Origin of the sequence: Acinetobacter sp. V2, from assembly GCF_001188385.1 — a bacterium.
GTDB classification, from domain to species: domain Bacteria; phylum Pseudomonadota; class Gammaproteobacteria; order Pseudomonadales; family Moraxellaceae; genus Acinetobacter; species Acinetobacter oleivorans.
In genome coordinates this window covers 448,314-462,585 of record NZ_JZFB01000002.1, presented here as the reverse complement: position 1 = coordinate 462,585, position 14,272 = coordinate 448,314, and the positions used below count along the sequence as shown (strand labels likewise).

General features: G+C 40.8%; 10 protein-coding genes. 4 read left to right on the top strand and 6 right to left on the bottom strand.

The genetic code is table 11. From position 1 onward, the window contains the following. Positions 1-129: 129 nt before the first annotated feature. Both rsmB and fmt read right to left on the bottom strand, forming a co-directional pair. Positions 130-1,434 (bottom strand): 16S rRNA (cytosine(967)-C(5))-methyltransferase RsmB, encoded by a 1,305-nt coding sequence (gene rsmB, locus UC75_RS10950; protein WP_049837595.1) that lies wholly within the window; start codon positions 1,432-1,434, stop codon positions 130-132. Beyond that, positions 1,431-2,393, bottom strand: a complete 963-nt coding sequence (fmt, locus tag UC75_RS10945; protein WP_049837594.1) for a methionyl-tRNA formyltransferase — start codon at positions 2,391-2,393, stop codon at positions 1,431-1,433. Before fmt ends, rsmB begins: the two co-directional genes overlap by 4 nt. Positions 2,394-2,741: 348 nt before the next feature. Here fmt and ilvD point away from each other — a divergent pair, with 348 nt between their 5' ends. The 3 genes from ilvD (at position 2,742) to UC75_RS10930 (ending at position 6,992) form a co-directional block, all read left to right on the top strand. After that, entirely contained in the window at positions 2,742-4,571 is a 1,830-nt protein-coding gene (gene ilvD / locus UC75_RS10940; RefSeq protein WP_049837593.1) for a dihydroxy-acid dehydratase, read from the top strand. Positions 4,572-4,891: 320 nt separating this feature from the next. After that, on the top strand, positions 4,892-6,181 hold the full coding sequence (locus tag UC75_RS10935) for a hypothetical protein (protein WP_049837592.1): 1,290 nt from the start codon (positions 4,892-4,894) through the stop codon (positions 6,179-6,181). A 79-nt stretch (positions 6,182-6,260) separates the two neighbouring features. After that, positions 6,261-6,992: a sulfite exporter TauE/SafE family protein gene (locus UC75_RS10930; RefSeq protein ID WP_049837591.1), complete on the top strand. Its 732-nt coding sequence runs from the start codon at positions 6,261-6,263 to the stop codon at positions 6,990-6,992. Here UC75_RS10930 and UC75_RS10925 read toward each other — a convergent pair. From UC75_RS10925 to UC75_RS10910, 4 genes are all read right to left on the bottom strand, one after another. Beyond that, entirely contained in the window at positions 6,989-7,891 is a 903-nt protein-coding gene (locus UC75_RS10925; RefSeq protein ID WP_049837590.1) for a LysR family transcriptional regulator, read from the bottom strand. The genes UC75_RS10930 and UC75_RS10925 overlap by 4 nt on opposite strands. Before the next feature lie 104 nt (positions 7,892-7,995). Beyond that, positions 7,996-9,291 carry a solute carrier family 23 protein gene (locus UC75_RS10920; RefSeq protein WP_004790247.1) on the bottom strand — a complete coding sequence of 432 codons (1,296 nt, stop codon included), beginning with the start codon at positions 9,289-9,291 and terminating at the stop codon, positions 7,996-7,998. A gap of 297 nt (positions 9,292-9,588) precedes the next feature. Beyond that, positions 9,589-12,273 (bottom strand): phosphoenolpyruvate carboxylase, encoded by a 2,685-nt coding sequence (gene ppc / locus UC75_RS10915; protein WP_049837589.1) that lies wholly within the window; start codon positions 12,271-12,273, stop codon positions 9,589-9,591. Between the two features lie 170 nt (positions 12,274-12,443). After that, the gene (locus UC75_RS10910; protein ID WP_049837610.1) at positions 12,444-13,067 is read right to left on the bottom strand and encodes a TetR/AcrR family transcriptional regulator; all 624 of its coding nucleotides are present in this window, start codon (positions 13,065-13,067) and stop codon (positions 12,444-12,446) included. 149 nt (positions 13,068-13,216) lie between these two features. Between UC75_RS10910 and UC75_RS10905 the strand changes: the two genes are divergently transcribed. Further along, the coding region (locus UC75_RS10905) for an efflux RND transporter periplasmic adaptor subunit (protein WP_049837609.1) at positions 13,217-14,272 on the top strand (1,056 nt) is incomplete at its 3' end.

Below are 14,272 nucleotides of genomic sequence, written 5' to 3'. Positions count from 1 at the left end.
GGGTTGGCTTTATCCATTCTACATTTATCGAAACATCCTGAAGAGTTAGATGACGTTTTAGAAGATGTAAAAGATCAGCATACGCTTTGAAGCTGATCTAATAAAAAGCAGGCTTTAAGCCTGCTTTTTTTATGCAATTTTTTGAATTTTACAATAATAAAATCCATCGCCAGACTGTGCTTTCGGTAATAATTGTCGGCCATGAATTTGTTCAAGTCCCCAATTCGCCTCAATCTTAATTTCTTTTGCATCAGCATGTTCTGCAAAGAAATTTATCATCTGCTGTTCATTTTCAGCTTTTAAAACTGAACAGGTAATATAGAGCAATGTGCCTCCAACGTTGAGTTGTTGCCACATGTGTTCCAAAATTTGCTTTTGCAGTTCAATCGTTTGAGCTATGTCGCTAGATTGGCGCAATAAACGGATATCAGGATGACGACGAATAACGCCTGTAGCGGAGCAAGGTGCATCAAGCACGATACAATCTACAGGTTGTGCAGGTACCCATTGGGTTGCATCGGCTGCCAAAATTTCTGTTTGACTTTGATCAAGTGCTAAGCGGTTTAAATTTTCAGTTACACGGATTAAACGATTAGAATCTTGGTCAATAGCAATAAGCTGAGCCGGTTTAAACTTTTCGAGTAAATGAGCTGTTTTTCCACCGGGAGCTGCACAGGCATCAATTACTGTTTTATTATTTAGATCTGGCAATAATGTTGCACATAGCTGAGCATGTTCATCTTGTACAGAAAACCATCCCTCTTCAAAGCCGGGTAGCTGGGTAATTTGTACAGATTGTTCAAGAACAATACCTGCTTCAGACAGAGTACAAGCACGGGCCTGAATATCTAGACTTTGTAATTTTGCTAAATAAGCATCACGGCCAATATGACGCTGGTTAACTCGCAAAGTTAACGGTGCGACTTGTTTTAATGATTGGCAAAGAGATTCAGTTTGTTCACCCCAATCCTTTTTTAACCTTTTGAAAAGCCAACTTGGTAAGCCATGCGCTTGCTGTAAACCTTGCTGAAAGTCATCAGTTTCACGAGTAGCTCGGCGCAAAATAGCATTCACAATACCGCCGAGTGCAGGAAATCCAAGTTGTTTGGTGGCATCTACTGTTTCTGATATGGCAGCGTGCGCTGCAATACGCGTGCATAAAACTTGATAAAGCCCAACATACAGACAGGTTTCAACAGTTTCATTATTTAACGGTTTGCTGAGCAAAGGTAGGCTAATTGATTTAAGTGCAAACCATTGGCGGAGCGTACCTAGAACAAGTTCATGAAATAGTGCGCGATCACGTTCTGCAACTTGATTCAGCTGTGTATTTAAAATACTAGCAAGTGATTGCCCTTGCTGGACTTTTAATAACGTCTGAACGACTTGAGCACGTAAGTTAAATCGTGACGAATTTGATGAAACCTGACTCATGGTAGAATTTGTCCTACGTGAAGTTTTTGAGTTTGTGCAATTTGTTGTGCATTCATTGCTTTACCACCCGGCCATTGCACGCTGGTCAGACAAATAAAAGAGTTTTGACCACAAGCAACATGGACGCCTTGTTTATCAATCGCGATAATTTCACCAGCTTGGGCATTTGCCTGGCTTTGAGTAGAAGTGGTTGAGTTCCAAACACGCAAAGCACTATTTTCATCTAGTTGAATGAATGCAACTGGCCAAGGGTTGAACGCACGAATATTTCGGTCAAGTTGAACAGCATCATTTGACCAATCAATACGAGCTTCTGATTTCACTAACTTATGTGCATAGACAGTTAGACTTTCATCTTGAACTTCACGCTCTGCCAAATATTTTTGTAGCGTTTCTTCTGACTCGAGTACGTCACAAATTGCTGTTGCACCTTGAGCTGCGAGTTTGTCATGTAAAGTCGCTGATGTATCTTCGGCTGTGATTGGACAGTAGGTTTTATACATCATATCGCCTGTATCTAAACCAGCAGCCATTTGCATGATTGTGATTCCGGTTTCTTCATCACCTGTTGCAATCGCACGCTGAATGGGTGCTGCACCGCGCCAACGTGGTAATAGTGAACCGTGAATATTTAAACAGCCATATTTAGGTGTATCGAGCACAGCTTGTGGAAGAATCAAGCCATAGGCTGCAACGACCATCACATCGGCACCTAAAGCTGCAAGTTCTTGTTGGGCTGCGAGCCCTTCTTCTGTAGATGCTTTAAAGTGAAGTGGTTGATAAACAGGGATACCATGTTCAAGCGCAAGCTGTTTTACAGGAGATGGCGTTAGTTTTTGTCCACGGCCTGCTTTACGATCTGGCTGGGTGTAAACGGCGATAATTTCATGGGAAGTTTTTAATAATGCCGCCAATGCTGTTGCAGCAAATTCGGGGGTGCCAGCAAAAATAATTTTCACAAATGCAATCCAAAAAGAGTTTATGGGTAGTATACGTGAAAAACGTTTGAAGCCCTAAACTCATGGCTATTGAGAGATTTGATTTTTAAATAGTGAACAAAAAATTATTCAAAAATTTTTATTGATAAAAAAAGGTTATGAAAAAATAAAAAATTATTCATGTAAGTTTTGCTAAATATTGACTGACTATTACTGTTCTTGGCTTTCCGAATATTATTTGCTTCTATAGAATGGAGAATGATCAAATTATGATGATGAGTCAATATTCCGACTGATCTAACGCTATATCAGTATCATTCAGCCAGAGTGGAAGAAATTCCGCTCAAGCACAACTTGTTGGAAACACTAATGCCTGACTATCGTTCAAAAACATCGACACACGGAAGAAATATGGCTGGCGCACGTGGCTTATGGCGTGCAACAGGAATGAAAGATGAGGATTTCGGCAAACCGATTATTGCAGTGGTCAACTCATTTACTCAATTTGTTCCGGGCCATGTACATCTTAAAGATTTAGGGCAACTAGTCGCAGCAGAAATTCAGGCGGCAGGTGGTGTTGCTAAAGAGTTTAATACGATTGCAGTAGATGACGGGATCGCAATGGGGCATGACGGCATGCTTTATTCATTACCTTCACGTGATTTGATTGCTGACTCAGTTGAGTACATGGTGAATGCACATTGCGCCGATGCAATGGTATGTATTTCTAACTGTGACAAAATTACTCCGGGAATGCTCATGGCTGCGATGCGCCTGAATATTCCTGTTGTTTTTGTGTCAGGCGGACCAATGGAAGCGGGCAAGGTCAAGTTCCGTGGTAATGAAAAAGCGATTGACCTTGTTGATGCAATGGTTGTTGCGGCTGATGAAAGTTATACAGACGAAGAAGTTGAAGAATTCGAACGTTCGGCATGTCCAACATGTGGTTCATGTTCAGGTATGTTCACTGCAAACTCAATGAACTGTTTAACCGAAGCTTTAGGTTTATCTTTACCGGGTAATGGTTCGATTGTTGCGACACATGCAAACCGCAAGAAACTATTCTTAAAAGCAGGCCAACTTATTGTTGAATTGGCTAAGCGCTATTACGAACAAGAAGATGCAAGCATTCTACCTCGTTCAATTGCAACCAAGGCTGCTTTTAAAAATGCGATGACCCTTGATATTGCAATGGGTGGTTCAACCAATACAGTTCTGCATTTATTGGCTGCGGCAAGTGAAGCAGAAGTTGATTTTACAATGGACGACATTGACGAGTTGTCACGTCGAGTTCCTGTACTATCAAAAGTAGCGCCTGCGAAACAAGATGTTCACATGGAAGATGTTCACCGTGCGGGTGGCATTATGGCCATTTTGGGGGAGCTTGATCGTGCGAAGTTACTTGATGTATCAGTGCCAACTGTACACGAGAAAACTTTAAAAGATGCGTTGGACAAGTGGGATATTATTCGTACTGAAGATGCCGATGTATATGAGTTCTATCGCTCATCTCCGGGTGGTGTTCCAACTCAAGTTGCTTTCTCTCAAAATCGCTACTATGCAACTTTAGATGGCGATCGTGAAAAAGGCGTTATCCGTAATGCAGAACATGCATTCTCTAAAGATGGTGGTTTAGCAGTTCTATACGGCAACATCGCGCTTGATGGTTGTATTGTAAAAACTGCAGGTGTTGATGAATCGATCTTGAAATTTACGGGCACAGCGCGTGTATTTGAGAGCCAAGATGCTGCTGTAGATGCAATCTTGGGTCATGATATTAAAGCTGGTGATGTTGTTGTTATTCGTTACGAAGGCCCACGTGGTGGTCCGGGTATGCAAGAAATGCTTTACCCAACCAGCTACCTTAAATCGAAAGGTTTAGGAAAAGACTGTGCATTGGTGACAGATGGTCGTTTCTCTGGTGGTTCATCAGGTCTTTCAATTGGACATGTTTCGCCAGAAGCTGCTGAAGGTGGTGCAATTGGTTTGGTAGAAGATGGCGACACCATTGAAATCGATATTCCAAATCGTACCATTCACTTAGACGTTGATGATGCGACTATGGCGCACCGTCGTACAGTTCAAGAAGCGAAAGGCTGGCATCCGAAAGAAGAACGTAAACGTAAGGTATCAAAAGCGTTAAAAGTTTATGCAATGCATACAACAAGTGCAGCGAAAGGGGCTGTACGCGTTCTATAAAATATTCAATTTTATTAATTGAATAGAAACTATGCATCCATTTGCACGATGAATTATTATCATGCTGATGGGTGCATTTTTTATATCTGTTGGAAAAAATAGGCTTGTAGATGAGGGTGTTGAAAGTCATTCTATGGGTTTGCTATAAAATGATGATAAAATCTTCACCGATGCAGGAATATGTGCAATAACATGAACTTTGTTCTGCGTAAGCAGAGCTCTTCAGCATTTTGTATATGAAGTTTCTGCGGCACTTTGTACTGCGATCAAAGCAGTTTTTTGGTCTTGCTTAGGATTTATTTTTTAGAGGCTCTACTCTCATGTCACTGCTACGCCGTTGGTTTGACCCTATCCGATCGAGTTGGTTTTACCAAAAACCTTCACGTCAAGCGGTGTTACCCACGGAAAATGGTTTAAGTATTTATTTACGACTTGATGATGTGTATAGCTATTTAGCTGTTCAGCAACTATCTCAGCTTGATGAGATTTTAAGTGATGAACTTAAGCCCTTAAAAATTATTATTTCTCATACGGCTTCTGAACCTCCGAATGGTATGTCGCATGAAGAATGGCAAAATTATTGTTTGAATGATGCCAAAATATTAGCCAAACAACACCGTTTTGCTTTTGATGAATTTCCAGAAATACCAAGCCAAGAATCTTTAAAACAAGCCGCCGTCATATTAAAAAGAACCCCATTACAAGGCCAGAATTTCTTACATTTACTTGAAGATATTTTTCATATGCTTTGGCAGCAGCAATACGGAAAGCTACGTACTTTACATGCCATGGCAGTTAAACATCAGCTTCCTCAACATTTTTCAGAACGTATTTTTACGGATGAGCCTGTACCGGCAGCTTACTTTGAGTTTGGTGGACGTAAATATCATGCAGTAGATGATTTATTGCGTTTAACCCGTCGTCTAAAACAGCAAAAGTTACTGACTGGCAATCCGATCTTTTTAATTAATCATATCGAATGGCGTGAGCATTTAATTAATGATGCTGAGGCACTTACCGAAATTCAGACACTTCATCCTGAACTTGATTTATATATTGCCTTAGAAGATCCAATGAGTTGGCTATTGCTTGCTTATATTAAGGAAGAACTGGCTGATTATTATGATATTCAATTAAAAGTTTACCCTTTAAGCTACCAAGGCCGAGATTGGTTTGATTGGAGTTTGGCAACACGAGTTTCTAAACGAACAGATGTCGCTTTTACTCCTTTTTGCCGCCCTACAGAAGAAAGTGTGCTTGAAATGGCAAAGCTTTTCTATAGTGTGCAGGAAAATCAGCAAATCGATACGATTTTTACGATCTTGCAGGCCGTTTGGACAAAAGGCAAAGATTTATCTTTCCAAAAGCATTTCCAAGAATTACAGCATCAGCTGGGAATTGAGCAGTTAACCGAGCAGGATGTGCCAGCTGTTTTGGCACAAAATGATGCTTTTTGCAAAGATAAGCATCAGCCTGATTTACCAGTTCTAGAGTTGCGTATTGATGGGCAAAGTTATGTATTTAATAGCTTGTACCGCGTTTGGATGATTGAAAGTATTTTTAGTAATGTTTTAGAAGAAAAATACAAAACGGCCTCAACTTCTAATTGAGGCCTACTCCTAAAAACAAGAATAGGGCAAAACCTGTTTTTTTCCGTAGCATAACCATGTAGGGAATCGGAGATAAACAGTGACTTTTTTAGTAATTATTATGATGGTGTTTGCCTTTGCTGGCATGATTAAAGGCATGATCGGTCTAGGGTTGCCCGCAGTATCGATGGGCTTACTCACCATCGCTATGAGTCCTTTTCAAGCAGCCTCTTTACTCATTGTTCCTTCAATGGTCACCAATGTTTGGCAGCTTTTTGCTGAAGGACATGTCTGGGCTTTTATTCGCCGTTTTTGGACCTTACTTATAGGCATTGTGGTCGGTTCAATATGGAGTTTTCTACCGACTTTAAGTCAAAGCCATGGGCAGAGTAGTGAAATTTTATTAGGCTGTATGTTGGCCTTATATGGGCTTTATGGACTATGCGTGAAGAAGCTTCCGCACTTAGGGAAGCATGAGCGTTGGCTATCTCCGATCATTGGTTATATTGGTGGGGCAGTGACCGTAGCAACAGGCGTTATTATTATTCCGATTGTTCCTTATTTGCAGTCTTTACATTTAAAACGTGACGAGCTGGTACAGGCTTTGGGACTAACATTTACCGTGTCTACCATTTGTCTTGCGGTGTTTTTACACCACAACCCAATTTCAGGAATAACACTGGACTATCGGTTATCTTTTGCGGCTTTATTTGCTGCACTCGTTGGAATGTGGTTAGGTAAAAAAATTCGCTATCGACTCAACGAGCAGTTATTCCGTCGTATCTTTTTTATAGGTTTGGTGTCATTAGGGCTTTATATGATTTTGCATTAAGCCGTTTTTTCAGGACGATGCTGCAATAAAAAATCTGCAAAGTGTTGGTAACTGCTAGGCAGCTGGTTGAAGTTTTGTGTGGCTAAAAGTAGTTTTCGGTTTGCCCATGCACCGAGTAATTGGATCGAATGAAAATCATAATCTGATTGCAAACGCTGTGCAGCACGAGCTGGCATAATCGCAATTCCCACGCCTTTGGCGACTACCTCAGCAATTGCGCCAAAGTTAGGTAAACGCAAACGGTACTGTATGTTAAAGCCTAGTAATTTAGCTTGGGTTTCGATGGACTGTTGCAAAGAGTGATGGGGTTTAAGGCCAATAAAACCATAGCTTAGAGCATCTACCAAATTCAGCTCTTGGTATTGAGCTAACTCATGTGTAGCGGGGCAAATCAGCACTAAAGGATCACTCGCAAATTCCTTAGTTTGCAAATGTCGGGTATCAAAAAAACTTGAGACTAGACCGAGACTCGCAATTCCTTGGGTTAATGCATCTACAATTTCTGAGCTTTCTGCCTCATGTAAATCAATATTCATTTCGGGATGAAGCACTAAGTATTGCGGTAATAACGGAGGCAAATATTCGCTTTGAGCAGAAGAGTTGCACCAAAGCGTTAAGGCTTGTGTTGTAGAAGACTTAAAGCGCTGCATTTCTTGTTCGAGTTGATCTTTTTGTGCTAAAAGCTGACGAGCATGTTCTACAAAAGCATGACCCGCTGTGGTGAGTTCTACGCCTGTGGTTTGGCGAATAAATAAAGGTGTTTCAAAATACTGTTCGAGTTTTTTTATACGCTCGCTCGCTGCTTGAAGTGAAATAGCAGAGCGATCAGCACCTTTAGTTAGGCTACCAGTTGAGACGATATGAAGAACCAACTGTAAATCAAAAAAATCAAAACGCATGATAGGAACGTATTGAAGGCTAAGAGGTCATCATACTAAAAAGTGATCAAAAAATGTGATGAATGGCAATAATAAAAAAGGCAGCTTACGCTGCCTTTTTGAATTTAGGTTTTATCTTTTAAACTAAACAACCAATTTAGAATAATGGCCGCAAATGTTGCTGTACCAATGCCACCTAAATTGAAATTACCAAACATTAATTCAAAATTTCCGGCACCTAAGATAATTGTTACAGAAGCAACAATCAGATTTTTATTGTTGGAAAAATCAACTTTGTTTTCAATCCAGATTTTTGCACCTGCAATGGTAATTAAACCAAACACAACAATAGATGCACCTGTTAAGACAGCACTTGGAATCGTACTAATTACCGCGCCAAATTTTGGAGATAAACCCAAGAAAATAGCAAAGACACCTGCAATCACAAAAACAATTGTTGAGTACACACGAGTGACTGCCATGACCCCAATGTTTTCGCCGTAAGTGGTCATCCCCGGCGCGCCAACACTACCAGAAAGCGTTGTTGCTAAACCATCTGCAACAAATGCTTTACCTAATTGTGGAGTCAGATTCTCACCAGTCATTGCACCTACTGCTTTAATATGGCCTAAGTTTTCTGCTACTAAAATAAGTGCAACTGGCGCAATAATCAGCATTGCTTTGGTATCAAAAGTAGGATGCGAAAAGCTTGGGATACCGAACCATGCAGCCTGTGAGATCTGGCTAAAATCGATTGGTTTACCAAAACCTAGCCCATTGGTGGTGATGGCATAAATTGCATACGCCAAAATTAAACCGACCAATAGAAGCAGACGTTGCAATAAGCCACGAGTAAAGACTGCAATACTACCCATACAAAGTACGGTAATTAAAGCCATCCACATTTCAAATGGTTGGCCTGCAACACCTTTAATGGTAACGGGTGCGAGGTTTAGACCAATAATCATCACAATGGCGCCAGTCACCACAGGCGGCATGAGTTTTTCGATCCAGCGTGTACCCGTAAGCATCACAATAAAACCGATAATGGCGTAAAACACACCACATGCTACGATTCCGCCTAAAGCCATAGAAAGGTTTGGATTGGCACCTGAACCTGTAATATGTCCAGTTGCTGCTGCAACCACACCAATAAATGCAAAACTTGACCCTAAGTAACTCGGAACACGACCACCCGTAATTAAAAAGAATAGGATGGTACAGATACCAGACATTAAAATGGCAAGGTTAGGATTAAACCCCATGAGTAATGGCGCTAAAACAGTTGCTCCAAACATGGCAAACGCATGTTGAATACCTAAAATAGCACTCTGAACTGGAGGGAGATATTCGTTGGTAGAGACCGGTCGGTGGTCAATATCACCTTGGTAAGGCTGCCATTTGGGAAACCAATTGGACATAAAATAAGCTCATTATTCTTTAATTGGTGCCATGATACTCTTTCTTGAGAGTGCATTTAATCTCTAGAGAGAAGTATGTTAGTGAAAAGTAATTATTTTTTAACGATTGGTATAATTTTATGAATTCTAAATATAAGGAATTAGTTATTTTTTTCTCATAAAGACTAATTTTTTGATTTTAAAAAAATATTCTAAAAAATAGAAAATCGAGGAAAATTTAAGAAAAATAGAGAATTTTGCAAGTAAAAAGCAGTACATCTCGATGTACTGCTTTGTTAAACAATTGGTAAAATTAACTTAGCCCGTATTACGTAAACCAGCAGCAATACCCGCAATACTCACCATAAGTGCATGGTCAACAGGTGTGTTCTCTGCCTGACGCTCAGCAAGATAATCACGGCGGCGTTTCATGAGTTCAGCCTGTAAAAGATGCAAAGGAAGTAAGTACGGTTTACGAACTTGCATTGATTGATCAAGAACCTCATTGTTACTAAGAAGTTTTGATTCATCTTTCAATTTAAGGAGCGTTTCAACAGCATCTTTTAAGCGCTGACGTAATTGATTACCGAGCACTTTTAAATCTTCATCTTCAGTCAAATGAGACTCGTAATAGAGTGCAATGTTGGCATCGGATTTAGACAATACCATTTCCAGCATATCAATAAGCGTCTGGAAATAAGGCCATTGCTGGAGCATTTCATCAAGCGTTGCTTTTTGCTGATCGGCAATCACTTCATTAATGGCAGCACCAGTACCTAGCCATGCTGGTAGCATCAAACGGATTTGAGTCCATGCAAATACCCATGGAATTGCACGTAAAGACTCGATACCACCACTCACTTTACGTTTTGCTGGACGTGAGCCTAATGGCAACATTTGCAATTCAAGTTCAGGCGTAACGGTCCGTAAATACTTCACAAAATGTGGATTTTCACGTACTGTCTGGCGATAAACCTTCACAGAATGATCTGTCATACGGTTCATGATTTCACGCCACTCGGCTTTAGGCTCTGGTGGCGGTAATAAGGTCGCTTCGAGTGTTGCTGCGGTATAGATTTCAAGGTTTTGCATGGCAATTCCTTCTAAACCGAACTTGAAGCGAATCATTTCACCTTGTTCTGTAACACGGATTGCACCAGAGATCGAACCTGGGGGTTGTGAAAATAGTGCCTGTTGTGTTGGAGCACCACCACGACTGATTGAGCCACCACGGCCGTGGAACAGCGTCAACTGTACGCCGTGTTTTTGAGCAATTGCAGTTAGCTCTTCTTGAGCACGATATTGCGCCCAGTTAGCTGACATGAAACCGGCATCTTTTGCAGAGTCGGAGTAACCGATCATCACTTCGTGTTTACCCTGAATGTGCTGTTTATACCAATGCATATTGAACAGCGTATTCATGGTTGTTGCAGCGCCATCTAAATCTTTTAAAGTTTCAAATAGAGGAACTACACGTAAAGGGTGCTGAATACCTGCTTCTTTTTGCAATAACAACACCGCTAAAACATCACTTGGATATTCAGCCATCGAAATAATATAAGCCCCTAAAGACTCAGGTGGTTGGTCTGCCAAAGTACGCATGGTTGCAAATACTTCTTGGACATCTGGGTGCCCAATCAAACTGCCTTCAGGTTCATTAATATATTTCGGTAAAAGTGGGCGCTTGCTTTGTAATTCCTGAATCAGGAAGTTTTGGCGCGCTTGTTCAGTCCAAGATTCAAAATTACCTAAACCTAAATATTCGGTAATTGCTGAAATCGCTTGGCGATGGCGTCCTGATTCTTGGCGAATGTCGAGTTTAAGTAGTTCAATACCAAAACAGTTCACACGGTAAATAAAGTCGAGAAGTTGACCATTCGCAATTTCAGGCAAGTTGCTGTCGATTAAAGAGCGATAGCACAGCAATAAAGGCTGTAAGAGTTCGTCTTTGCTTTTAATGACATTGCTGTCGTCTGCTTCTAAGCCTTGTAGGCGCTGCGCTAACCAGTGGCGAGTCGCTTTTAAGCGTTCGCGTGTAGCACGTAAATATTCACGATAAGGCTCTGCATGTTGGTTACCAATAGCCTGAATCATTTCTTCAGAACAGGTTTGGATCGAAAGTTCCCAACGTAAGTTTTCGATATCTCTTAGGTAAAGGTCAGCAGCTTGCCAGCGAGATAACCACAGTACTTCTTGGGTAATTTGATGAGTAACATTTGGGTTGCCATCACGGTCTCCGCCCATCCAAGAAGCAAAGCGTACCGGCGCAATATTGAGTGGTAAGTTTTGTTGGCAATTATCTTGAACCAACTCATTTAACTCACGAATAAATTTAGGCACAGCATTCCAAAGTGTTTGTTCAATGGTTGCAAAGCCCCATTTTGCTTCATCAACAGGGGTTGGGCGGTGCTGGCGAATTTCATCTGTTTGCCATGCCGAACTGATTTGTTGCTTTAAGTTGGCAAGTGCATTTTGTCGTTCACGTGGAGTAAGTTTTTGCTGATCAAGCTGAGAAAGACAAGCATTGATATCATCATATTTTTGAATGAGGGTACGACGGCTGACTTCGGTTGGGTGCGCCGTAAGTACCAATTCAATATTAAGATCACAAATTTGCTGGAACAGTTTTTCTGTCGAAATACTTTTATCTTTAAATTTTTGAAATAGGTGAACAAGTGGATTTGGAGAATTAGCCTCCGAATCAAATTCTGCCTGTCTGCGACTACGAACCACATGGTATTGCTCGGCAATATTGGCAAAATTTAAAAAATGAGAAAAAGCGCGGGTAAGAGGTAATAGCTCTTCATCGGGCAATTCTAAAAATAATTGTTCTAATTGCTTTTCGGCTTCAGCTTGACCATCACGTGCACCTTTGGCAAGAGCACGGATTTGCTCGATCTGATTAAACAGTTCTTGTCCTGCATGTTGTTTTAGGGTTTCACCTAACAAATTGCCAAGTAAACGGACATCCTCACGCAGTGGCGCATCGATTTGCTGAACCATGCTATTTTCTCCTGTTCTTATTCTTATCGAATATAGCGCGATTAACAAACATTCCAAGCTTTGAGCGTAAGAAAATGTGAATTTTTGCTTAAAAAATAACATTTAATTCGCTTATGGCGTCTTAAAAGTAGACATGCACTCAGTGCAACTTTTGGCAATCGGACTTTGGTTTAATTCCGATATTTGAGCAAAAATAAATGAATTGCATCTTTAATAATGTGTTCTAGCTCTTCTACATTTGGTACAGCAATAATTCTAAGTAGAACCTTATGGTGACGTACCCCAAGCAACAAAGTTAAAAGAAGCTCTGTTTGATAAATTGGATCATCGGCTTGGATAAAACCTAATTCAGCTGCTTTTTGGAAGAATGCGGCTAATTGATTTTGAAGTCGCGTATGCGATGCATCAAAAAACTGTTCAGCTAAAGGGCTTTGTTCTGCTGCGAGTTCAAATAATACATGTTCCAGCTTTAATGCTTCAGGTGAATAAATAATCTGTAAAGCGCGTGAACACACAATAAAGAGTGCTTGATAAAAGTCTACCGACGCATCTAATTCAAATTGTTTAGGATTCAGTGTCTCTTCACAAGTTTGTGTAATTGCGCAGATAAACAAGTTTGCTTTGTCTTGAAAGTGATTATACACCGTGAGTTTAGTGACACCTGCCTCCTGTGCAATCTGATTCATGCTGGTACCGTGATAGCCAGATTTTAAAAAAATAGCTTTCGCGGCTTGTAAGATACGAGCACGTTTTTCCAGATCTTTGGGGCGACCACTTTGATTAACTGTTTGCACAAAATCCTCTGATAAAAATTTAAAAAGATAGCAATTTATAAGTTTTTCTTTAATTAATGTACCCATGGGTATATTAATTAAAAAATAAACAATTTATGATGCAAGCATATTGTGCCTTAAAAAATCAGTTTGAATAAGAGCGATAAGATATGAATCTGTTAAAACCTCTCATCATGAGTATGGTGATTGTTTGTACGGTCACATTAATGGGGTGTAGTAAAGAAGCTCCCAAAACAGAAGAAATACCCTATGTGATGGTGGCCCAACCCTTAACTACTCTCAATGAACAAAAAAGCTATGCAGGGGATGTGCAGGCTAGACAGCAAACAGCTTTAGCATTTCGGGTCGGTGGACAGGTTACGGCACGTTACGTGGATGTAGGTGATCGAGTTAAAGTCGGACAAGTTTTAGCAAAGCTTGACGTAGCAGATGCTCAGCTACAATTAAATGCCGCTAAAGCCCAACTGGACAATGCACAGGCTTCAGCAAAAACAGCAGCAGACGAACTTAAACGTTTTCAGCAATTATTGCCGATTAATGCGGTGAGCCGTTCGCAATTCGATACGGTAAAAAATCAATATGACGCTGCGCAAGCGGCTCTACAGCAAGCTCGTTCTAATTATGAAGTTTCTGCAAACCAAACTGGTTATAACCAACTCGTTTCTAATAAAAACGGGGTAATTACTGCACGAAACATTGAGATTGGACAAGTGGTTGCTGCGGGCCAAGCAGCTTATCAACTGGCGATTGATGGAGAGCGTGAAGTTGTCATTGGTGTGCCAGAACAAGCGGTTTCCGAGATCAAGGTTGGCCAAGCAGCTTGGGTGACGTTATGGTCTAAACCGAATGACCGATTTGCTGGTTATGTGCGTGAAGTTTCCCCCGCAGCGGATCAGTCTCGTACATTTACAGTGAAAGTTGCACTCAAAGAAGGTCAATCTGCTATTCAGCTTGGACAAAGTGCACGCGTATTTTTTAGTTCGACTCAAACCAATGTGATGAGTGTGCCACTTTCAAGTGTTTCAGCAACAGATAATCAACCTTATGTCTGGGTGGTTAATGCGAACCAGACTTTACGTAAAGTACCTGTAACGATTGGTGCATATGGCAAAGATAGTGTACCTGTGTTATCTGGCTTGGCTCCAAATGATTGGGTTGTGATTGGCGGCGTACACTTGCTACGTGATAAACAGAAGATTCATCCG